The organism is Klebsiella sp. LTGPAF-6F, from assembly GCF_001753185.1.
Lineage (GTDB): Bacteria > Pseudomonadota > Gammaproteobacteria > Enterobacterales > Enterobacteriaceae > Klebsiella > Klebsiella michiganensis.
The window spans coordinates 5,085,835-5,107,747 of the sequence record NZ_CP017450.1; the positions used below are offsets into that span (position 1 = coordinate 5,085,835).

The 21,913-nt window shown below is 61.4% G+C and carries 16 protein-coding genes; 11 read left to right on the top strand and 5 right to left on the bottom strand.

Annotation, left to right across the window (positions count from 1 at the left end; genetic code table 11):
- The 10 genes from pduN (at position 1) to BJF97_RS23815 (ending at position 8,940) form a co-directional block, all read left to right on the top strand.
- On the top strand, positions 1-276 hold the full coding sequence (gene pduN / locus BJF97_RS23770) for a propanediol utilization microcompartment protein PduN (RefSeq protein WP_004133641.1): 276 nt from the start codon (positions 1-3) through the stop codon (positions 274-276).
- A 9-nt stretch (positions 277-285) separates the two neighbouring features.
- On the top strand, positions 286-1,296 hold the full coding sequence (pduO, locus tag BJF97_RS23775) for a two-domain cob(I)yrinic acid a,c-diamide adenosyltransferase PduO (protein WP_032694691.1): 1,011 nt from the start codon (positions 286-288) through the stop codon (positions 1,294-1,296).
- Positions 1,293-2,684 carry a CoA-acylating propionaldehyde dehydrogenase PduP gene (gene pduP, locus BJF97_RS23780; RefSeq protein WP_032694692.1) on the top strand — a complete coding sequence of 464 codons (1,392 nt, stop codon included), beginning with the start codon at positions 1,293-1,295 and terminating at the stop codon, positions 2,682-2,684. The genes pduO and pduP overlap by 4 nt, the downstream gene beginning before the upstream one ends.
- A gap of 11 nt (positions 2,685-2,695) precedes the next feature.
- Positions 2,696-3,808, top strand: a complete 1,113-nt coding sequence (pduQ, locus tag BJF97_RS23785; protein WP_032694693.1) for a 1-propanol dehydrogenase PduQ — start codon at positions 2,696-2,698, stop codon at positions 3,806-3,808.
- Positions 3,805-5,160: a cobalamin reductase PduS gene (gene pduS, locus BJF97_RS23790; protein WP_032694694.1), complete on the top strand. Its 1,356-nt coding sequence runs from the start codon at positions 3,805-3,807 to the stop codon at positions 5,158-5,160. Before pduQ ends, pduS begins: the two co-directional genes overlap by 4 nt.
- Positions 5,161-5,162: 2 nt before the next feature.
- Positions 5,163-5,717 carry a propanediol utilization microcompartment protein PduT gene (pduT, locus tag BJF97_RS23795; protein ID WP_004124543.1) on the top strand — a complete coding sequence of 185 codons (555 nt, stop codon included), beginning with the start codon at positions 5,163-5,165 and terminating at the stop codon, positions 5,715-5,717.
- Positions 5,717-6,067, top strand: coding sequence for a propanediol utilization microcompartment protein PduU (gene pduU, locus BJF97_RS23800; RefSeq protein ID WP_000441103.1), 351 nt, complete (start codon positions 5,717-5,719; stop codon positions 6,065-6,067). The genes pduT and pduU overlap by 1 nt, the downstream gene beginning before the upstream one ends.
- A gap of 4 nt (positions 6,068-6,071) precedes the next feature.
- Positions 6,072-6,524: a propanediol utilization protein PduV gene (gene pduV / locus BJF97_RS23805; RefSeq protein WP_032694695.1), complete on the top strand. Its 453-nt coding sequence runs from the start codon at positions 6,072-6,074 to the stop codon at positions 6,522-6,524.
- A complete protein-coding gene (locus tag BJF97_RS23810; RefSeq protein ID WP_004853834.1) occupies positions 6,509-7,723 on the top strand; it encodes an acetate/propionate family kinase in 1,215 nt (404 codons plus the stop codon). The genes pduV and BJF97_RS23810 overlap by 16 nt, the downstream gene beginning before the upstream one ends.
- A 350-nt stretch (positions 7,724-8,073) precedes the next feature.
- Complete coding sequence (locus BJF97_RS23815) at positions 8,074-8,940, top strand: GHMP family kinase ATP-binding protein (protein ID WP_032694696.1); 867 nt, start codon at positions 8,074-8,076, stop codon at positions 8,938-8,940.
- Between the two features lie 745 nt (positions 8,941-9,685).
- Here the strand turns inward: BJF97_RS23815 and cobD are convergent.
- Positions 9,686-10,765, bottom strand: a complete 1,080-nt coding sequence (gene cobD, locus BJF97_RS23820; RefSeq protein WP_032694697.1) for a threonine-phosphate decarboxylase CobD — start codon at positions 10,763-10,765, stop codon at positions 9,686-9,688.
- 17 nt (positions 10,766-10,782) lie between these two features.
- Complete coding sequence (amiC, locus tag BJF97_RS23825; protein ID WP_014226651.1) at positions 10,783-12,036, bottom strand: N-acetylmuramoyl-L-alanine amidase AmiC; 1,254 nt, start codon at positions 12,034-12,036, stop codon at positions 10,783-10,785.
- A 227-nt stretch (positions 12,037-12,263) separates the two neighbouring features.
- On the opposite strand from amiC, the gene argA reads away from it, so the two are divergent.
- The gene (gene argA / locus BJF97_RS23830) at positions 12,264-13,595 is read left to right on the top strand and encodes an amino-acid N-acetyltransferase (RefSeq protein ID WP_004853841.1); all 1,332 of its coding nucleotides are present in this window, start codon (positions 12,264-12,266) and stop codon (positions 13,593-13,595) included.
- Positions 13,596-13,636: 41 nt separating this feature from the next.
- Here argA and recD read toward each other — a convergent pair whose 3' ends face one another.
- The 3 genes from recD to ptrA are packed head-to-tail and all read right to left on the bottom strand — an operon-like array spanning position 13,637 to position 21,896.
- Positions 13,637-15,472 carry an exodeoxyribonuclease V subunit alpha gene (gene recD / locus BJF97_RS23835; RefSeq protein WP_014839419.1) on the bottom strand — a complete coding sequence of 612 codons (1,836 nt, stop codon included), beginning with the start codon at positions 15,470-15,472 and terminating at the stop codon, positions 13,637-13,639.
- Complete coding sequence (recB, locus tag BJF97_RS23840) at positions 15,469-19,014, bottom strand: exodeoxyribonuclease V subunit beta (protein ID WP_064388452.1); 3,546 nt, start codon at positions 19,012-19,014, stop codon at positions 15,469-15,471. Before recB ends, recD begins: the two co-directional genes overlap by 4 nt.
- The gene (gene ptrA, locus BJF97_RS23845) at positions 19,011-21,896 is read right to left on the bottom strand and encodes a pitrilysin (RefSeq protein ID WP_032694699.1); all 2,886 of its coding nucleotides are present in this window, start codon (positions 21,894-21,896) and stop codon (positions 19,011-19,013) included. The genes recB and ptrA overlap by 4 nt, the downstream gene beginning before the upstream one ends.
- Positions 21,897-21,913: the final 17 nt, after the last annotated feature.

Here is a 21,913-nt window from a genome sequence, read left to right on the forward strand (position 1 = left end):
ATGCATCTGGCACGAGTCACGGGCGCGGTTGTCTCCACGCAAAAATCGCCTTCCCTGGTCGGCAAAAAGCTGCTGCTGGTGCGGCGGGTCAGCGCCGATGGCGAGCTCCCCGCCTCGCCGACCTCCGGCGATGAAGTCGCCGTGGATTCCGTCGGCGCGGGGGTTGGCGAGCTGGTGCTGCTCAGCGGCGGCTCCAGCGCCAGGCACGTTTTTTCCGGGCCAAACGAGGCCATCGACCTCGCCGTTGTCGGCATTGTCGATACGCTTTCACGTTAAGGAGCGACTATGGCGATTTATACCCGAACGGGCGACGCTGGCACCACCTCACTCTTTACCGGCCAGCGGGTGAGCAAAACCCACCCGCGGGTTGAAGCCTACGGCACGCTGGATGAGCTGAACGCCGCGCTGAGCCTGTGCGCCTGCGCCGCCGCGGATAAACACCACCGCGCCCTGCTCGAAGCTATCCAGCAGCAAATTTTCTGGTTTAGCGCAGAACTGGCCAGCGACAGCGAACGGCCGTCGCCGAAACAGCGCTACATCAGCAGCGAAGATATTTCCGCTCTGGAAGCCGCTATCGATCGGGCCATGGCCCGCGTCGAACCGCTGCACAGCTTTATTTTACCCGGCCGCTGCGAAGCCGCGAGCCGCCTGCATTTTGCCCGCACGCTGGCCCGCCGGGCCGAACGCCGGCTGGTTGAGCTGGCGGCGGAAGTCACCGTGCGCCAGGTGCTGATGCGCTACATCAATCGCTTGTCAGACTGCCTGTACGCCCTGGCGCGCGCGGAAGATAGCGATGCGCACCAGAACAACATCATCCGCGAAGTGAGCCGCCGCTATCTGGCCGCCAGCCAGCCGAGCCGCAGCAAGGAGACGACGCCCGTGGCCCTCTCATTCCACGATCTGCACCAGCTCACCCGCGCCGCCGTTGAGCGCGCGCAGCAGCTAAAGGTGCCGGTGGTGATCAGCATCGTTGACGCGCACGGCACCGAAACCGTGACCTGGCGGATGCCGGACGCTCTGCTGGTCAGCAGCGAGCTGGCGCCGAAAAAGGCCTGGACCGCGGTGGCGATGAAAACGGCGACCCATGAGCTGAGCGACGCCGTTCAGCCGGGCGCCGCGCTTTATGGCCTCGAAACGCATTTACAGGGAAAAGTGGTCACCTTTGGTGGCGGTTACGCCCTATGGCGCGACGGCTTATTAATCGGGGGTCTTGGCATCAGCGGCGGCAGCGTTGAGCAGGACATGGACATAGCACTGGCCGCCATCGCGGCCATTAACGTGGGAACTCATCAATGAATACTTCCGAACTCGAAACCCTTATTCGCACCATTCTTAGCGAACAGTTAACCCCGGGGCAAACGCCGGTCCAGCCGCAGGGCAAAGGGATTTTTCAGTCCGTCAGCGAGGCTATCGACGCCGCGCACCAGGCGTTCTTACGTTATCAGCAGTGCCCGCTGAAAACCCGCAGCGCCATCATCAGCGCAATGCGTCAGGAGCTGACGCCGCACCTGGCCGCGCTGGCGGAAGAGAGCGCCAATGAAACGGGGATGGGCAACAAAGAAGATAAACTCCTGAAAAACAAGGCTGCGCTGGACAACACGCCGGGCGTGGAAGATCTCACCACCACCGCGCTGACCGGCGACGGCGGCATGGTGCTGTTTGAGTATTCGCCGTTTGGCGTTATCGGGTCGGTCGCGCCGAGCACCAACCCGACGGAAACCATCATCAACAACAGCATCAGCATGCTGGCGGCGGGCAACAGCGTCTATTTCAGCCCGCATCCGGGAGCAAAAAAGGTCTCTCTGAAGCTGATTAGCATGATTGAAGAGATTGCCTTCCGCTGCTGCGGCATCCGCAATCTGGTGGTCACCGTGGCGGAACCGACGTTTGAAGCCACCCAGCAGATGATGGCCCATCCGCGCATTGCGGTCCTCGCTATCACCGGCGGCCCCGGCATTGTGGCGATGGGCATGAAGAGCGGTAAAAAAGTGATCGGCGCCGGCGCGGGCAACCCGCCCTGCATCGTCGATGAAACGGCGGATCTGGTCAAAGCGGCGGAAGATATCATCAACGGCGCCTCGTTCGATTACAACCTGCCCTGCATTGCCGAGAAGAGCCTGATTGTGGTGGAAAGCGTCGCCGAACGTCTGGTGCAGCAAATGCAAACCTTCGGCGCGCTGCTGCTGAGCCCTGCCGACACCGACAAACTCCGCGCCGCCTGCCTGCCAGAGGGCCAGGCGAATAAGAAACTGGTCGGCAAAAGCCCATCGGCCATGCTGGAAGCGGCCGGGATCGCCGTTCCGGCGAAAGCGCCGCGTCTGCTGATAGCGCTGGTTAACGCCGACGATCCGTGGGTCACCAGCGAGCAGCTGATGCCGATGCTGCCGGTGGTGAAAGTCAGCGATTTCGATAGCGCGCTGGCGCTGGCGCTGAAGGTTGAAGAGGGGCTGCATCATACCGCCATTATGCACTCGCAAAATGTCTCGCGCCTGAACCTCGCGGCCCGCACTCTGCAAACCTCGATATTCGTTAAGAACGGCCCCTCTTATGCCGGGATTGGCGTCGGCGGCGAAGGCTTTACCACCTTTACTATCGCCACGCCGACCGGTGAAGGCACAACCTCGGCGCGCACCTTTGCCCGCTCCCGTCGCTGCGTGCTGACCAACGGCTTTTCCATTCGCTAACCGAGGTCGCGATGAAGACTTTCTCACTACAAACGCGGTTGTACAGCGGTCAGGGTAGCCTGGCGGTGCTCAGGCGCTTTACCCACAAGCATATCTGGATCATCTGCGATGGCTTTCTTGCGCGCTCGCCGCTGCTGGAAACCCTGCGTCAGGCGTTGCCCGCAGATAACCGCATCAGCGTCTTTAGCGAGATAACCCCGGACCCCACTATCCATACCGTGGTGCAGGGCATTGCGCAAATGCAGGCCCTGCAGCCGCAGGTGGTCATCGGCTTCGGCGGCGGCTCGGCGATGGACGCGGCGAAAGCCATCGTCTGGTTTAGCCAGCAGAGCGGCATCAATATCGAAACCTGCGTGGCGATACCAACCACCAGCGGTACCGGTTCGGAAGTGACCAGCGCCTGCGTGATTAGCGACCCGGATAAAGGCATCAAGTATCCACTGTTCGACAATGCGCTCTATCCCGATATGGCGATCCTTGACCCGGATCTGGTGGTCAGCGTGCCGCCGCAGATTACGGCCAACACCGGCATGGACGTGCTGACCCACGCGCTGGAAGCGTGGGTCTCTCCGCACGCCAGCGACTTTACCGACGCGCTGGCGGAAAAAGCCGCCAGGCTGGTGTTTCAGTATCTGCCCACGGCGGTGGAAAAAGGCGACTGCGTGGCGACGCGCGGGAAAATGCACAATGCCTCAACGCTTGCCGGGATGGCGTTCAGCCAGGCGGGGCTGGGGCTTAATCACGCCATCGCCCACCAGCTTGGCGGGCAGTTTCATCTGCCGCACGGGCTGGCCAACGCGCTGCTGTTAACCGCGGTTATCCGCTTTAACGCCGGTCATCCGCGCGCCGCAAAACGCTACGCCCGGCTGGCCAAAGCCTGCGGCTTTTGTCCGGCAGACGCCAGCGATATGACGGCGATCAATGCGCTGATCCAGCAAATCGAACGGCTCAAGCAGCGCTGCGCGCTGCCGTCACTGGCGGTCGCGCTGAAAGAGGGACGTTCCGAGTATTCAGCGCGTATTCCGGCAATGGTGCAGGCCGCGCTGGCTGACGTGACGCTACGCACCAATCCTCGCCCGGCCAGCGCCGGGGAGATTCAGGAACTGCTGGAGGATCTGCTATGAGTACCGCCGTCAACGCTGCTGAAATGGCCTGGAGCGCCGAGGAGATCCGCGAGCGCGTGCGCGCGGCGGGCGTGGTCGGCGCGGGGGGCGCGGGGTTTCCCGCCCACGTGAAGCTGCAGGCGCAGGTAGAGATTTTTCTGGTGAACGCCGCCGAGTGCGAACCGATGCTCAAGGTCGACCAGCAGCTGATGTGGCAGCAGGCTGCGCGTCTTGTCCGCGGCGTGCAGTACGCGATGACGGCAACCGGCGCGCGCGAAGGGGTGATTGCCCTGAAAGAGAAATACCGCCGGGCTATCGATGCGCTCACCCCGCTGCTGCCTGCCGGTATTCGCCTGCATATTCTGCCGGATGTCTATCCCGCAGGCGATGAGGTGCTGACTATCTGGCTGGCTACCGGTCGCCGGGTCGCGCCCGCCGCGCTGCCGGCCAGCGTCGGGGTCGTGGTGAATAACGTGCAAACGGTCCTCAACATGGCCCGAGCGGTTGAGCAGCAGTTTGCGGTGACCCGCCGCACGCTGACCGTTAACGGCGCGGTCGCCCGGCCGCTGACCGTCACCGTCCCCATCGGCATGTCGCTGCGCGAAGTGCTGGCGCTGGCGGGCGGCGCGACGGTCGACGACCCCGGTTTTATTAACGGCGGCCCGATGATGGGCGGCCTGATTACCTCCCTCGATAGCCCGGTGACCAAAACCACCGGCGGCCTGCTGGTGCTGCCGAAAAGCCATCCGCTTATCCAGCGGCGGTTGCAGGACGAGCGCACGGTGCTTTCCGTGGCCCGTACCGTCTGCGAACAGTGCCGACTGTGTACCGATCTCTGCCCGCGGCATCTGATCGGCCACGAACTCTCTCCGCACCTGCTGGTGCGGGCGGTGAACTTTCATCAGGCCGCCACGCCGCAGCTGCTGCTGAGCGCCCTCACCTGCTCGGAGTGCAACGTCTGCGAAAGCGTGGCCTGCCCGGTGGGGATCTCGCCGATGCGCATCAACCGCATGCTCAAACGCGAGCTGCGGGCGCAAAACCAGCGCTACGAAGGGCCGCTCTATCCGGCCGATGAAATGGCGAAATATCGCCTGGTGCCGGTGAAGCGGCTGATCGCCAAACTGGGGCTGAGCCCCTGGTATCAGGAGGCGCCGCTGGTGGAGGACGAACCGGCAGTAGAAACCGTGACGTTGCCGCTGCGCCAGCATATCGGCGCCAGCGCGGTAGCGAACGTTGCGGTGGGAGAGCGCGTTACGCGCGGGCAATGCGTTGCCGATATCCCGGCGGGCGCATTAGGCGCGCCGATTCACGCCAGCATCGACGGCGTGGTTGCGGCCATCAGCGAACAGGCCATCACGGTGGTAAGAGGTTAACCATGTCTCAGGCTATAGGAATTTTAGAACTCACCAGCATTGCCAAAGGAATGGAACTCGGCGATGCGATGCTGAAAAGCGCCAACGTCAATCTGCTGGTCAGCAAGACTATCTGCCCGGGTAAGTTTTTATTGATGCTCGGCGGGGATATCGGCGCTATCCAGCAGGCTATTGAAACCGGTGCCTCGCAGGCCGGCGAAATGCTCGTCGACAGCCTGGTGCTGGCGAATATTCACCCCAGCGTCCTTCCGGCCATCAGCGGCCTGAACAGCGTGGACAAGCGCCAGGCGGTCGGCATCGTTGAAACCTGGAGCGTTGCGGCCTGCATCAGCGCCGCCGATCGGGCGGTAAAAGGCTCAAACGTCACGCTGGTGCGGGTGCATATGGCCTTCGGCATCGGCGGTAAATGCTACATGGTGGTGGCGGGCGACGTTTCCGACGTCAACAACGCGGTCACGGTAGCCAGCGAAAGCGCGGGCGAAAAAGGGCTGCTGGTTTACCGTTCGGTGATCCCGCGCCCGCATGAAGCCATGTGGCGACAGATGGTGGAGGGATAATGGAAAGACAGCCGACCACGGATCGCATGATTCAGGAATACGTTCCCGGGAAACAGGTGACCCTCGCGCACCTGATAGCCAACCCCGGGAAAGATCTCTTTAAGAAGCTCGGCCTGCAGGATGCGGTTTCCGCCATCGGCATCCTCACCATTACGCCCAGCGAGGCGTCGATTATCGCCTGCGATATCGCCACCAAATCCGGCGCGGTGGAGATCGGTTTTCTTGACCGCTTTACCGGCGCCGTGGTGCTGACCGGCGACGTTTCCGCCGTCGAGTACGCCCTCAAGCAGGTGACGCGCACCCTGGGCGAGATGATGCAGTTTACTACCTGCTCAATAACCCGGACGTAGCGCGATGAAACGTCTGATGTTTATCGGCCCCAGCCAGTGCGGTAAAACCTCGCTGACCCAGGGCCTGCGCGGCGAAGCGCTCCATTACAAGAAAACCCAGGCGATTGAATGGTCGCCGATGGCCATCGACACGCCGGGCGAATATCTGGAGAACCGCTGCCTTTATAGCGCTCTGCTGACCAGCGCCTGCGAGGCCGACGTTATCGCTCTGGTGCTGAACGCCGACGCCCAGTGGTCGCCGTTTTCTCCGGGTTTTACCGCCCCGATGAACCGCCCGACGATTGGCCTGATCACCAAAGCCGACCTGGCCGACCCGCAGCGGTTATCGCTCATCGAGGAGTGGCTCCGGCAGGCTGGGGCGCAGCAGATTTTTGTCACCAGCGCGCTGAATAATCTGGGTCTTGATGCCGTGCTGGATTTTCTGAATTCGAAGGAATCTCTATGTCTTACAAAATAATGGCCATTAATGCCGGCAGCTCATCGTTAAAATTCCAGCTGCTGGAGATGCCTCAGGGCGATATGCTCTGCCAGGGATTGATTGAACGTATCGGCATGGCAAACGCCCAGGTGACCCTCAAAACGCCGGCGCAAAAATGGCAGGAGACGGCGCCGATTGCCGATCACCGTGAAGCGGTCACCCTGCTGCTGGAAAAGCTCCTCGACCACCGGATTATCCAGAGTTTGCAGGATATTGACGGCGTCGGCCACCGCGTGGCGCACGGCGGAGAGCGCTTTAAAGATTCGACGCCGGTCACCGATGATACCTTAGCGGAAATCGAGCGCCTGGCGGAGCTGGCCCCGCTGCACAACCCGGTCAACGCGCTGGGCATTAACGTTTTCCGCCAGCTGCTGCCCGAAACGCCGTCGGTGGCGGTATTTGATACCGCTTTTCACCAGACGCTGGACGAGCGCGCCTTTATCTATCCGCTGCCGTGGCGCTACTACAGCGAGCTGGGCATTCGCCGCTACGGCTTCCACGGCACCAGCCATAAGTACGTCAGCGCGACGCTGGCGGAAAAGCTGGGCGTGCCGCTGAGCGCCCTGCGCGTGGTGAGCTGCCATCTCGGCAACGGCAGCAGCGTATGCGCAATCAAAGGCGGGCGCTCGGTTAACACCTCAATGGGCTTTACGCCGCAGTCCGGCGTGATGATGGGCACCCGCAGCGGCGATATCGATCCGTCGATTCTACCGTGGCTGGCGCTGCATGAGGGGCAAACGCCGGAGCAGCTTAATCAGCTGCTGAATAACGAATCCGGCTTGCTGGGGGTTTCCGGCGTGTCGCACGATTATCGCGATGTCGAGCAGGCGGCGGACAGCGGCAATCGTCGGGCGGCTCTGGCGCTCTCGCTGTTTGCCGAGCGCATCCGCGCCACCATCGGCAGCTATATTATGCAGATGGGCGGCCTGGACGCGCTGATCTTTACCGGCGGCATCGGCGAAAACTCCGCCCGCGCCAGGAGCGCCATCTGCCATAACCTGAATTTCCTCGGGCTGTCGGTCGATGAAGAGAAAAACCAGCACAACGCCACCTTTATCCAGGCCGAGAATGCGATGGTTAAAGTGGCGGTCATCAATACCAATGAAGAGCTGATGATTGCCCGCGATGTGATGCGCCTGGCGCTTCCCGAAGCGCAGACGTTAACCGTTTCAGCCTGAGCTCGCCGCCCGGCAAGTTGCGGTGAATCATGGTAATAGCGGGATCGGCATGACACTATGCGCTTAAAATTCTGAAACTTTACCCTAAATAATTCAAGTTACAGGACAAAGCACTTGTGCTTTGAACAGCGCTTGCGCTGGCCCCGTAGGGGCGAGGCCGCAGGCCGAGTAACGCGGCAAACGAGTGACAAATTCGTCTGGAACGAATTTGAACAGCCAAAGGCTGGCTTTAGTGAGGGACAGGGATGTCCCTCATAGTCCCCAGGAGCTTACATAAGTAAGTGACTGGGGTGAATGAGAGCAGCCAACGCCCCTGTAGCTTGAAGTATAACGGGTAAAAAGGTGAATACGTGGCCGTAGCACAATGCCCCGCCTCCTGCGGTGAACTCATCCAGGGCTGGATCCTCGGCAGCGAGAAGCTGGTCTCCTGCCCCGTTGACTGGTACAGCACCGTCGAGGTGGACTACGGTTCGCCTCGGGCGGATGAACGCCCGCTGGCGCGGGCGATGGTCGACCGGCTGCTGAGCTACTGGCGCTATCCGCCGGCGCTCAGCAAGGAGATTCGGATCGATATTTGCTCCACGATTCCGGTCGCCAAGGGGATGGCCAGCAGCACCGCGGATATCGCCGCGACGGCGGTGGCCACCGCGCATCATCTCGGCCATCCGCTGGATGAAACCACCCTCGCCCGGCTCTGCGTCTCCCTGGAGCCCACCGACAGCACCCTGTTCCGCCAGCTGACCCTGTTCGACCACAACACCGCCGCCACGCAGATTGCCTGCGGCAGCCAGCCGCAGCTCGATCTGCTGGTGCTGGAAAGCCCCGCCACGCTGCTGACCACCGATTACCACCGCCTTCCCCGGCTTGAGCAGCTGCACGCCCATTCCGCCGCCCTGCAGCAGGCCTGGGAGAAAGTTCAGCTGGCCTGCGAGACGGATAATCCGCGGCGGATGGGAGAGGCCGCGACGCTCAGCGCCATCGCCAGCCAGCATCTGCTGCCGAAGCCGGGGTTTGATACGCTACGGGGGCTGGTGGAAGAGTGCGATTTATACGGTATTAACGTGGCGCACAGCGGCAGCGTGGTCGGCCTGATGCTCGACCGTCAGCGTCACGATATTGAGTATTTGCAGCGACGGCTGGGAGAGACGCGGCTTAGCGAGCTCTGGCCCCGGCAGCACCTGCTGCGCATGGTGCAGGGCGGCGTCGAACTGCGCTAACGCTTCCGCAGCCATGCCCCGGGTTGCGGCGCTGCGCGCCTTACCCGGGCTACCGGCCCGCAGACGGCTGTAAACCCGTAGCCCGGATAAGCGCAGCGCGAGCCGGGGAGAAGACCGCAACAAAACCTCATGCTGTGCATCTTCCCCGGAGGCGGCGCTGCGCGCCTTACCCGGGCTACCGGCCCGCAGACGGCTGTAACCCCGTAGCCCGGCTAAGCGCAGCGCGAGCCGGGGAGAAGACCGCAACAAAACCTCATGCTGTGCACCTTCCCCGGAGGCGGCGCTGCGCGCCTGTCCGGGCTACCGGCCCGCAGACGGCTATGAACCCGTAGCCCGGCTAAGCGTAGCGCGAGCCGGGAAGAAGACCGCAACAAAACCTCATGCTGTGCACCTTCCCCGGAGGCAGCGCTGCGCGCCTGTCCGGGCTACCGGCCCGCAGACGGCTATGAATCCGTAGCCCGGCTAAGCGTAGCGCGAGCCGGGGAGAAGACCGCAACAAAACCTCATGCTGTGCACCTTCCCCGGAGGCGGCGCTGCGCGCCTGTCCGGGCTACCGGCCCGCAGACGGCTATGAACCCGTAGCCCGGCTAAGCGTAGCGCGAGCCGGGGAGAAGACCGCAACAAAACCTCATGCTGTGCACCTTCCCCGGAGGCGGGCTACCGGTCCGCAGACGGCTGTAAACCCGTAGCCCGGTCAGCACAGCGCCACCGGGAAAAACCGCAGAAGAACAATGGCGGCAGACATCTACTCGTTAAATACCCGCCTGAAGGCCGCCAGCAGCCGGGTATTTTCCTGCTGGCTGCGGATCGCGACGCGGAAGTAGCGCCCGTCGAGCCCTGGATAATTGGCGCAGCTGCGGATCAGGATGTGCTGCTGCAACATCGCGTATTGCAGATCCAGATCCGCCACGTCGCAGCGCAGAAACAGATAGTTTGCCCGCCCGGGATAGACCGTCAGGCCGGGAATATGGCGCAGCTGATGGTAAAAGCGCTGCCCCTCCTCCGCCAGCCACTGCCAGGTTTGCTGCTGGTAGGCGCTATCCTGGAGAATGATCTCCCCCGCCAGGGCGGCAAACGCGTTTATCGACCACGGCATCTGACGCTCGCGCATTCTCGCCACCGCCCGCGCATCGCCATTGACCAGATACCCCAGACGCAGGCCGGGAATGGCATAAAATTTGGTCAGCGAACGCAGCACCCACACGTGCGGGTTGTGGCCCAGCAGCGGAATAAATCCCGGCTCGTCGGGGATAAAATCGATAAACGCTTCATCGAGAATCAGGGCAATACCCAGCGACTGACAGCGTTCAGCAATCATCTCCAGCAGACGGCGCTCGGGCAGCAGGCCGGTAGGATTGTTCGGCGTGCAGAGAAATAAGCAGTCCAGATCCGGCGTCAGGGCGTCAAGAATCGCCCCGGTGAGCTGCCAGCCATCCTCCTCGCGCAGCAGAAATTCCCGCACCGCGCAGTCCACCGACTGCAGCGCCCGGCGGTATTCGGCAAAGCCCGGGGTGACGATCATCGCCTGGCGCGGCTTCAGCCCCTGAACCAGGGTAAAAATCGCTTCGGTTTCGCCGTTTCCGGCGAGGATCCACGAGGCGGGGATCTGATGGTGTTCCGCCAGCGCAAGGTGCAGCTGCTGATACTCAACGTCAGGGTAGCGCTCGGCGCAGGCCATATTGTCGAGGATGGCGCGCTTTAAACTTTCCGGCATCCCCAGCGGATTAATATTGGCGCTAAAATCCAGCAGCTGCGCCGCAGAGATGCCCATAAGCGCGGCGGCCTCGCGGATATTGCCGCCGTGCGCGCTCTTTAATAGAGCCATTTCACTTTCCTGTTGCGTTACCCTCGCCTTGCCAGCGTCGCGCCGTCGGCGAAGTAGGCTTTAATCCCTGCCAGAATCGACTCTGCAACTTCCTGCTGGAATTTCGCCGTTTTCAATTTACGCTCTTCTTCGACGTTACTGATAAACGCGGTTTCCACCAGAATCGATGGAATATCCGGCGCCTTCAGCACCGCGAAGCCCGCCTGCTCAACCCGGTTCTTGTGCAGGTTATTAATGTTGCCCATCTTTTCCAGCACTGCCTTGCCGAACTTCAGGCTGTCGGCGATGGTCAGCGACTGCACCATGTCGAACATCGTGTGGTCGACGTAGCGATCGCCGCTTTTGCTGACGCCGCCGATCAGGTCAGAGGCGTTCTGGGTCTGCGCCAGATATTTAGCCGCGGTACTGGTGGCCCCTTTGGTTGACAGGGCAAACACCGACGATCCGCTGGGCTGGCGGCTGGTAAACGCGTCGGCATGAATAGAGACAAACAGGTCGGCGCGCTGCTTCTGCGCTTTGGCGACGCGGACCTTCAGCGGGATAAAGACATCCTCGTTGCGGGTCATATAGACCTTCATATTGCCCTCTTTCTCGATCAGCGCGCGCAGCCGTCGGGCAATCTGCAGCACCACGTCTTTCTCGCGGGTGCGGTATTTTCCCACCGCGCCGGAGTCTTCGCCGCCGTGGCCGGGATCGAGCATGATAACAATGGGTCGATCGCGCCCGGCTTTACCCGGTTTAGGCCCGCTCTCCGCAGGCGGAACCTGCCGCTGAAGATCGCCTTTGTTGTAATCTTCGAGCAGCGCCAGCAGCGGATCCTGCACGTCGGTGGCGTTAGCGGGATAGAGGTCCATGACCAGTCGCTCTTTAAACCCGGCGACAGGAGCCAGCGCAAACAGCTGCGGTTTCACGTTCTGTTTCAGCTCAAACACCATGCGCACGGTTTGCGGATCGAACTGCCCCACACGAGCGGATTGAATATAGGGATCGTCACCGCGAATCTGACTCCCCATACCTTTCAGTACGGAGTTGAGATTAACCCCTTCCAGATCCACCACCACACGTTCAGGATTGCTGAGCGCAAACTGCCGATATTTCAGGATATGGTTGGACTCCACGGTGACGCGCGTGTAGGTCGATGATGGCCAGACGCGTACGGCAACCACCTGCGCCGCGGCAGCCAACCCAACCGGACTCACACTCATTAACCACATGGCGCCCGCCCCCTGTAAAAATCGGCGGCGGCTTAATCCTGACTTGTATCCCGACATGCCACTCCCAAGCAGTAAGAAATCATTCGTATTTAAAACAAACAGATTGACCGGAAACTTTAACGAAAGGCGCATAACCTGTCATCTATAAAAGGGTAAACAATCTTTGACACCCTGATTTGGCTCACACTGTTTTCCCGGCTCAGCCAAAAATTGGGGCTTGCGTTTGCCGGCGAAACAGAATAAAAATACAGTAATTACGAATAATCATGCATTGAGGTTGTGTCATGGTGAAGGAACGTCGCACCGAACTGGTAGAGGGATTCCGCCATTCTGTCCCCTATATTAATGCCCATCGGGGTAAAACGTTTGTCATCATGCTGGGCGGAGAAGCCATCGAGCATGATAATTTCTCTAGTATAGTCAATGACATTGGCCTGCTTCACAGCCTGGGAATTCGTCTGGTGGTGGTCTATGGCGCCCGCCCGCAGATCGATGCCAACCTTGCGGAGCATCGTCACGAGCCGGTTTATCATAAACAAACCCGAGTGACTGACGCCAAAACGCTCGAGCTGGTTAAGCAGGCGGCGGGCATGCTGCAGCTGGAAATTACCGCTCGCCTGTCGATGAGCCTCAACAACACCCCACTGCAGGGCGCCCATATCAACGTGGTCAGCGGCAACTTCATTATCGCGCAGCCGTTAGGCGTGGATGACGGCGTAGACTACTGCCACAGCGGGCGCATCCGGCGCATCGATGAAGAAGCCATTCACCGCCAGCTGGATAACGGCGCGATTGTGCTGATGGGCCCGGTTGCGGTGTCGGTCACCGGCGAAAGTTTTAACCTGACCTCCGAAGAGATTGCGACCCAGCTGGCGATTAAGCTGAAAGCCGAAAAGATGATCGGCTTCTGCTCATCGCAGGGGGTTCACAATCAGGATGGCGAGATCGTCCCTGAGCTGTTCCCCAACGAAGCCCAGGCGCGGGTGGAAGAGATGGAAGCGGACGAAGACTACAGCTCCGGCACCGTGCGCTTTCTGCGCGGCGCGGTAAAAGCCTGCCGCAGCGGCGTGCGCCGCTGCCACCTGATCAGCTATCAGGAAAACGGCACCCTGCTGCAGGAGCTGTTCTCACGCGACGGTATCGGTACCCAGATAGTGATGGAGAGCGCCGAGCAGATCCGCCGCGCCACCATTAATGATATCGGCGGCATCCTCGAGCTGATTAGCCCTCTGGAGCAGCAGGGCATTCTGGTCAGGCGTTCGCGCGAACAGCTGGAGATGGAAATCGATAAATTCACCATTATTCAGCGCGACAACACCACCATCGCCTGCGCCGCGCTCTATCCTTTCCCGGAAGAGAAGATCGGCGAAATGGCCTGCGTGGCGGTGCATCCGGATTACCGCAGCTCATCGCGCGGCGAAGTGCTGCTCGAACGCATTGCCGCGCAGGCGAAGCAAATGGGCCTCAGCAAGCTGTTTGTTCTTACGACCCGCAGCATTCACTGGTTCCAGGAGCGCGGATTTACGCCGGTCGACGTTGACCTGCTGCCGGAGAGCAAAAAAGAGATGTACAACTATCAGCGCCGCTCCAAGGTGCTGATGGCAGACCTGGCCTGATCCCTTCTCCCCGGAAGGCGCGCGGCCGACCGGGGAAAACCTCACTGGGCGGAAAAGATATCCGTCAGGCCGCTGCGTCGTTCGGTACGCGCAGCCACCGCCTGAGTCAGCACCTGCTCATCGGCATAGATCGACAGCTGCCGTTTCGCACGCGTAATGGCGGTATAAACCAGCTCGCGGGTTACCAGCGGCACGCTGCGCGAAGGCAGGATCAGCGCCGCGTGATCGAACTCCGATCCCTGCGATTTATGCACCGTCATCGCCCAGGCGGTATCGTGCTCCGGCAGACGACTTGGCTGTACCGACTTGATGCTGCCGTCGGGCATCGGGAACCAGACGCGCAGGCCATCGCCTCTTTCCAGCGCGATGCCGATATCGCCGTTAAACAGCCCCAGCGCGCTGTCGTTGCGGGAGATCATCACCGGCCGTCCTTCATACCAGCGCGAATGCCGCGGTAACGCGATCGCCCGCTTGCGGTTCAGCATCTGCTCCAGCTGTTCGTTCACGCCGCTGACCCCATACGGCCCCTCGCGCAGCGCGCACAGCAGCTGGAATTCGCCAAAGGCGGCGATCATCTCCTCGGGCTCAGCCCGCGCGCGCAGCAGCTGCAGGAAACGGCCGTAGCCCGCCTGCGCCTGATTCAGCATCGCTTCATACTCTTCGGTGGCGCTCAGCGGATACAGGGCGATATCGTCGAACGACTGACGCAGCGTTGCGCGTACCGCGCTGCGCTCGCCGCTGTTCACCGCCCACGCCAGATGGCCGATACCGGAATGGCGACCAAAACGGTAGCTTTTTTGCAGCAGGCACAGGCTGTCGCGCAGCGCACCGGCAACGTTGCCCTCGCCCGCCGGTACCGGCTGGCCGGTCAACCGGGCGAGCTGTGCCGCCCGCGCCGGGGTATAGCCTGCATTAACCCAGGCGCAAATATCCCCCAGCACCGCTCCGGCCTCTACCGACGCCAGCTGATCGCGGTCGCCAAGGAAAATCACCCTTCCGTGCTCAGGCAGCGCGTCGATCAGGCGCGACATCATCGGCAGGTCAATCATAGAGGCTTCATCCACCACCAGCACGTCAAGATGCAGCGGGTTGTCGGCGTGATAGCGCATCCGCTGGCTGCCGGGCTGCGCGCCCAGCAGGCGATGGAGGGTGCTGGCTTCGGTGGGCACCAGCGCCTTTTGTTGGTCGCTGAGAGGGAGGCGGCGCAGCGCAGCGCCGAGGGACTCGGTCAGGCGCGCCGCGGCTTTACCGGTCGGCGCCGCCAGGCGAATCCGGCAGCGCGGGCTGGAGAATGTCTGGATCAGCGCGGCCAGCAGTTTAGCGACGGTCGTGGTTTTACCGGTACCCGGACCGCCGGAAATCACCGAAATCCGTCGGGTCAGGGCGACCGCAGCCGCCACTTTTTGCCAGTCCGTTTCCTCGGCGGGCGGAAACAGCGCATCGAGCGTCGAAGCCAGCCGGGCTTCATCCACCTCCAGCACCTGATTGGCCTCATTGAAAAAGCGCGCGACGGTTAATTCGTTGCGCCACATGCGGTTGAGGTAAAGCCGTTCGCCGCAGAGGATCATCGGCGTCGGGCGCTCACCGCCGCTGACCGCCTCAGCATCGTTAAGCAGCGGCAGCCAGCCGTCCGGGGCGCCGGTCAGCTCAAGGATCTGCTCACTCAGGCCTGCCGCTTTTGCGCTCAGCAGCTCATCCTCGGCGAGACGGGAAATCGGCAGGCAGACGTGGCCTTCACCGGCATCGCGGCTGAGAATGGCGGCGGTGAGCTTCACCGCCGGATGCGCCTCCTGCGCCACCATGAGCGCAAACTGGACGTCCAGCGGGCGCAGCAGGCGCTGTTCAACCGCCTGCAGTAACAGTTCATCCATGGTCATAGCACAACCTCCTGGGTTTCCCCGGCAAACAGCGCATCGAGGCCGTTAATCAGCGGCAGCGCCGGCCGGGTGGCGAAGATACCCTGCCCGCCGTCCTGCCCGTCCATGCCGCGTAAAAAGAGATAAATAACGCCGCCGAAGTGGCGTTCGTAATCATAATCGGCAATGCGGTGGCGTAAATATCGGTGCAGCGCCAGGCTATAGAGCTGATACTGCAAATCGTAACGGTGCGAACGCATTGCCTGCCGCATCGCGTCCTGGGTATAGGCCTCGCGATTTTCCCCCAGCCAGTTGGATTTGTAATCCAGCAGGTAATAGCGGCCGTTGTGGCGAAACACCAGGTCGATAAAGCCTTTCAGCATCCCACGCACCTGGCGGAAATCGAGCGTTGGGGTATCCACGGAGAGCGGATCGTACTGACGAATCAGCGCATCCAGACGCAGGGGATCCAGCGGCTGTTCGATGGGCAGATAAAACGCCATCTCCACCTGTTTATCGCCTTCGCTCAGCTGATTAAGGGCGATGCCCGCGCCGGGCAGAGGGGTACGCAGCACGCCGTCGAGCCATGCGGTCAGTACCGGGGTCCACTTTTCCTCGAAGCCGCTCAGCTGGAGCCTGGCCGCCATCCAGTCGGCGGGAACCGGCTGGGTAAAATCGAGATCTTCGAACAAACTGTGGAGAAACGTCCCCGGCGACGCGCCGCGGGGGAACTGGTGCGGAGTAAGCTGCGGCTCTTCCGCGACCTCACCGACGCCGGCGGCATCGACATCCAGACGCGGCAGAAGATCCTGCGCCGCGCTGTGTCCATTCTGCTGCAGGCCGGAGTAGCTGGTGACCCGCCAGTCATCGGTCACCGAACGCGCGAGCAAACGGGCTGAAAGCGGCGGTAGCGCCGCCTGCGGAGCCTGCCACGGCGTTGGCGCAGCCGTATACGGGAGCTGCAGGGCGATCTCCCCGCTGCAGAACGCCTGCAGGCGGGCCATCAGCCCTGCGGCATCCATCGCTTCCCCGCCCTGCAGCAGGCGGCCCAGCGCGCTGTGGTGAAAATCGCTGGCGCCGGGCTTGTCGCTGCGCCGGGTGCTGAGCGGCGCAACGCCAAGGCTGCAGTGCCAGACCGCACGGGTCAGCGCGACGTAAAGCAGGCGCAGATCTTCGGCCAGGCGTTCGGCCTCCGCCAGCTCCATGCTGCCCTCCGCCTGCCCCAGGTCGAGAACGGCGGCAAAGGAAGTTCTGTCGTGATAAAACGCCTGATCCTGTTTACGGAAACGCGCAATAAACGGCAGCCAGACCAGCGGATACTCCAGCCCTTTCGATTTATGGATGGTGACGATCTGCACCAGGTGCTTATCGCTCTCCAGGCGCATCTGCTGGCTGGAGGCGTTGCTATCCGGCTCGGCGATATGCTGCGCCAGCCAGCGCACCAGCGCATGTTCGCTCTCCAGCTGGTTCGCCGCCTCCTGTAGCAGCTCGCTGATATGCAGGATATCGGTCAGGCGCCGCTCGCCGCCGCTGGTCGCCAGCAGGTTTTCGGCAATACGCCGCGCGGTCATCAGCGCGCGCAGCATCGGCATCACGCCGCGCTGCCGCCAGACTTGCCGGTAGCCGCTAAACTCTTCTACCAGCTCATCCCAGGCCCGTTCGCTCTGGTTGAGGTTTTCAATGTCCTGCGCGTTGAGGCCGAACATTGCGGTCGCCAGCGCGCTGCGCAGGGTATTTTCCCGCTCGGGGGCCAGCACCGCCTGCAGCACCCACAGCAGCTCCTGCGCCTCGGGGGTTTCAAACACGCTATCGCGATTGGAGAGATAAACGGAGGGAATCGACAGCAGCTGAAGGGCATCGCGAATTAACGACGCCTCCTGACGATTGCGCACCAGCACCGTGATGTCCGAAGCCCGCACGGGTTCAGCTTTTTCACCGCGCCACAGCAGCGCCTTGCCCTGCTGGCCCGCGCTGAGCCAGTCGCGAATTTGCGCCGCGCACAGCTGGGCCATAAACGCCTGGTAATCCCCCGCCCCGACGGCCTCGCCCGACATCAGCCAGATATTCATCGCCGGTACCGCAGCATCATCGACGGTAAAGCGCAGCCCCTGGTTTTTATCGGCCGACTTCACCGGCATAAACGGGATTTCGCGGAACATAAAGGGGTTATCGCTGAGGCTAAACAGGCGATTGACGCTATCAACCATCCCCGGCGCGGAGCGCCAGTTGGTATCGAGCGTATAGTGGGCGGTGACGTCCCCACGCGCTTTCATGTAGGTAAAGATATCCGCGCCGCGGAAGGCGTAAATGGCCTGCTTGGGATCACCAATCAGCAGCAGCGCGGTGTCTGCCTGACGCCGCCAGATGCGGCGAAAGATTCGGTACTGCTGGGGGTCGGTATCCTGAAATTCGTCGATCATCGCTACCGGAAAGCGCTGGCGAATCGCGCTGGCCAGCGCTTCGCCGCTCTCCCCGCGCAGGGCGTCATCCAGGCGGCTAAGCATATCGTCAAAGCCCAGCTCGCCGCGGCGGCGTTTCTCCCGCGCGACCGCTTCGCGGATTTCAACCATTGCCCTGGCAATCACCAGATCGGTCAAGGTTAACGGTGTCGCCAGCAGCGCTTCTACCGCGCTGAACAGCGGGTGTACCGGCGGCGCGCCGTCCGCTTTGGTGCGCTCAAGCAAGAAGGCCTGGGAGAACTTCTCCAGCGCATCCGGAAGCTGGTAGCTCAGGGTCTCTTCCTGGGCCCAGGCGGTCACTTTCTCCAGCCATTTCCCCTGATTGCCGCGATTAAACTTGCGCCGGTCGAGGCCCGAGTTTTCCAGCACCGCCTCAACCTCGCCCACCTGTGCCAGCCACTGCTGCTTCAGCGCGTTGATGCGTTCGATAATTTGCTGATGGCGTTCGGCCAGCGTTTCGTCAGCCGGCGGCGGCGATTTGAGCTGCGGCGCCTCTCCCTGTAGCCAGCGGTCGATGGATTTCAGCAGATCGCGCGGCCCTTTCCACGCTTCGTGGATAACCGCCGCGATGTCACGCGGCAGCGGATAGCAGTGGCGACGCCAGAAGTCGGCGCAGGCCTGATAGCGCAGGCGGGATTCATCTTCAATCAGCTGCTGTTCGAACAGCATGCCGGACTCAAAGGCGTTAAGGCTCAGCATCCGCTGGCAGAAGCCGTGAATGGTAAATACCGCCGCTTCGTCCATCTGCCGTTCGGCCAGCAGCAGCGTTTGCGCCGCCTGGGTTTTATCGGCGATTTCCGCCAGCAGCCCGGCGTAGAGGGGATTGTCGGTACTTTCGCGCAGGCAGGCGATACGCAGCTCGTGGATATTGCTGCGAATACGCCCGCGCAGCTCTTCGGTCGCCGCTTCGGTAAAGGTCACTACCAGCAGCTCTTCCACGCTGACCTGGCGGGGAAAGGCGGATTCCCCGCCCAGCCCCAGCAGCAGCCGCAGATAGAGGGCGGCAATGGTAAAGGTTTTTCCTGTGCCCGCAGAGGCTTCTATCAGGCGCTCGCCCGTCAGGGGCAAGCGCAGTGGGTCAAGAGACTCGGCGGTGTCGGTCATTCATTCTCTCGCATCAGGGGTAAGGATTTCTGCAATGCGCTGACGTTCTCCCAGACTTTGCCATCCTGCGGATGCGCGTATTCCGCCTTGCCATTCTGGCTACCGGAAACCTGGGAGAGAATTGCCATGCCCTGCGGATCCACCACCGTCTGATGGAAGAAGTCGGCAAGCTTTTGCGGCGTCAGCAGTTTAATCTGAGCCACTACTTTATCACGTGAATCGAAGCGCATATTACCGCGATCGAAATCTTTGCTCAGCTTCGACGCTTCATCGCCCAGCGTTTGCGGCGCTTCCAGCATCTGACCGATCAACGCCTGCTGAATCTGCGCAAACTCTTCCGGCTTCATTGCCCGCAGTTTGGCTTCCGCCGTGGGGAAGAAGGCCTGGAAACGCTGCCAGAGGTAAGCCGGCTGCTTATCGCTGCTTTGCAGCAGGAAGCCCATCCCCCACTGGCGGCCAACGTTCATCGAGAAGGCGAAGACCGCGTAGCCCAGCTGCTCTTCCGTACGTAGCTGGTTATAGAACCACGGCTGTACGATTTGCCCGAGGAGCGAGCTGGCGGCAGAGCTGGCGTATTCGTCCACGTCCGGCGGCGCGAAGACGGCGGCCAGCGCGGAATCGGTACTGTTGCCCGCTTTTTCAAAAATCGCCAGCTGTTTACGATCGACCAGAACGTCTTTGTTGCGGCACCACTCGTTGCCGTCGGCGCCCAGCTGTTTTTGAATCTGCCGCGCCATGGCGGTGGATTGATCGGCGGTAAGATTACCGATGACCATCAGCTCCGGTCGCCCTTTCGCCTTGAGATTATCGCGGTATTCCAGCACCTCTTTCAGGGTGATCGATGGCAGCAGCGCCCGACGCTCTTCGCGCTGGAAGTACGGCACCTGAGAAACCATCTGAATCGGCATGATCGCCTGATCGTAGGCTTTGCCTTTATCCGCCGAATCCATCATCTGGGCGTACCAGGATTTAGCCTGCTCCAGCTGCTCTTCGGTTGGCGTATAGCTGAAGTAACCGTCGAGCAGGGCGTTAAACAGCTCAGGTAGATGCTGCGTATAGCCGTTGGCGTTAACCATCAGGCCGTTATTCGCGCCGGTAGAGAAGCTTATCCCCCCGACCGCCGCCTGGTTGCTGAGCTGGTCGAGCGCAATGCCCGCCAGATAATCATTGAGCGCAAACATCACCTGCCGGCGGGCGCTGTCCATTGCCTGCGGGTTACGCAGAACCAGCGAAATATCCGCTTTCGGTTCGCTGGCGAAGTACTGGCTCGGCGCGTAAATCACCCGCAGCGTCGGTTCATCTACAATCAGCTGCGGATGCGGGTAAGCCTTGTCGCTTTTGATTAAGCTGAAATCATCCGGAATATAGGGGTTCAGCACCGGCAGCTTGAGGTCGATGGCGCTGGACTTCTGCTGCCAGTCGGCAAAGGTCTGCTCGCTGATCTTATCCACCTGATAGGGCGCATTGACGAAGTAGGCGGTCTTGTTATGCGGCTCTTTCGGGCTGATGTACCAGATGCGGGCGTTTTGCGGCGTCATCATCGCCAGGCGGTCTTCGATCGCCTGCGGATCGTAGCGATCGGCAATGTTGACAACGTCCAGCGTATGCTCGACCGGCACGCGGATCATGGTGTCCGCCAGCCATTCGACGTAATCCATATTGCGGTTGATGGACGGGTAGCGGAAGTCGAGCGCCAGCACGTGGGCCAGCTCATCAAAATAGCGCTTATCGATTCCCTGGCTGCGCAGCAGATTGAGGTAGCTGAAGATGGCCGCGGTCACTTCATCGCGGTGCGCCAGACCTTTGTCCGTCAGGGTCGCGGATATAGCCAGCACCCCGCTGTTGCCGTTCACCACCGGGTCGGAGTCCGCGCGAATCCCTTCAACCAGCCCCTGCTTTTGCAGCCAGTCTGAGAGCGTGCCGGGACTGCGATTACCGATCATATAGGTCACCAGCTCGTCGGTTTTGCTGCGGAACTGGTCGCTATTGTTATCAATGCGGAACTCCACGCGCAGCACTTTACGCGGCATCGCCGGGACGTAGTGAATGATGATGCCCTTTTGCGCATCGGTCACCACCGGGACGGTAATCTCCGGTTTGCTGATATCGTGGTTCGGCACGCGACCGTAGGTGGCCGCCGCGATGCTCGCCAGCTCCGGCAGAGGCTTGTTGCTGTAGATCACCGCTTTCATCAGGTTGGCGGAATACCAGCTATCGCGAAAGGCGTGCAGGGCGTCAAGCACCGGTTTGCCGGGCTTGTCGCTCAGCGTTTCAAGGTTACCGCCGGAAAACTGCGAGCCGGGGTGCGCCGGGTTAATGGTTTCCGCGCTAACCTGCGCCATTCGCATCCCGTCCCGGGTACGCGCCATCGTGAGCTCGGCGTTAACCGCATTACGCTCGCGATCGGCATATTTTTTATCCAGCAGCGGCGCGGCGATGGCGTCGGCCAGGCGATCGACCGCGCCGTCCAGGGCATCGTTTTCCACTTCGAGATAGAAGGCGGTGCGATACGGCGCGGTGCTGGCGTTGTGGCTGCCGCCGTGCATTTTGAGATACTCGGCGAGGCTGTCAGGCTGGGGATACTTTTTCGAGCCCATCAGCGTCATATGCTCCAGGAAGTGGGCCAGCCCCTGATGCTCGGCGGGATCCTGCAGCGATCCCACGGGAACGACCAGCGCCGACAGCGATTTTACCGCCTGGGGATCGGAAACCAGCAGCACTACCATACCGTTATCGAGGCGGATCGCCTGATATTGACGGGTATCTTTTTCGCTTTTACGGATGGTTTCCTGGATCGGTTGCCATCCGGTGTCTGCCTGACTTAACGGCGCCCAAAGGGCGGCCAGTAAAACAATAACCTTGAACCATAAACTGCGGGGCATTCACGGACCTCATCATT

Bases quoted from the DNA above. Each gene is read 5' to 3' on its own strand.
- pduN (WP_004133641.1), top strand. From the start codon at position 1: ATGCATCTGGCACGAGTCACGGGCGCGGTTGTCTCCACGCAAAAATCG.
- pduO (WP_032694691.1), top strand. From the start codon at position 286: ATGGCGATTTATACCCGAACGGGCGACGCTGGCACCACCTCACTCTTT.
- pduP (WP_032694692.1), top strand. From the start codon at position 1,293: ATGAATACTTCCGAACTCGAAACCCTTATTCGCACCATTCTTAGCGAA.
- pduQ (WP_032694693.1), top strand. From the start codon at position 2,696: ATGAAGACTTTCTCACTACAAACGCGGTTGTACAGCGGTCAGGGTAGC.
- pduS (WP_032694694.1), top strand. From the start codon at position 3,805: ATGAGTACCGCCGTCAACGCTGCTGAAATGGCCTGGAGCGCCGAGGAG.
- pduT (WP_004124543.1), top strand. From the start codon at position 5,163: ATGTCTCAGGCTATAGGAATTTTAGAACTCACCAGCATTGCCAAAGGA.
- pduU (WP_000441103.1), top strand. From the start codon at position 5,717: ATGGAAAGACAGCCGACCACGGATCGCATGATTCAGGAATACGTTCCC.
- pduV (WP_032694695.1), top strand. From the start codon at position 6,072: ATGAAACGTCTGATGTTTATCGGCCCCAGCCAGTGCGGTAAAACCTCG.
- BJF97_RS23810 (WP_004853834.1), top strand. From the start codon at position 6,509: ATGTCTTACAAAATAATGGCCATTAATGCCGGCAGCTCATCGTTAAAA.
- cobD (WP_032694697.1), bottom strand. From the start codon at position 10,765: ATGGCTCTATTAAAGAGCGCGCACGGCGGCAATATCCGCGAGGCCGCC.
- amiC (WP_014226651.1), bottom strand. From the start codon at position 12,036: ATGTCGGGATACAAGTCAGGATTAAGCCGCCGCCGATTTTTACAGGGG.
- argA (WP_004853841.1), top strand. From the start codon at position 12,264: ATGGTGAAGGAACGTCGCACCGAACTGGTAGAGGGATTCCGCCATTCT.
- recD (WP_014839419.1), bottom strand. From the start codon at position 15,472: ATGACCATGGATGAACTGTTACTGCAGGCGGTTGAACAGCGCCTGCTG.
- recB (WP_064388452.1), bottom strand. From the start codon at position 19,014: ATGACCGACACCGCCGAGTCTCTTGACCCACTGCGCTTGCCCCTGACG.
- ptrA (WP_032694699.1), bottom strand. From the start codon at position 21,896: ATGCCCCGCAGTTTATGGTTCAAGGTTATTGTTTTACTGGCCGCCCTT.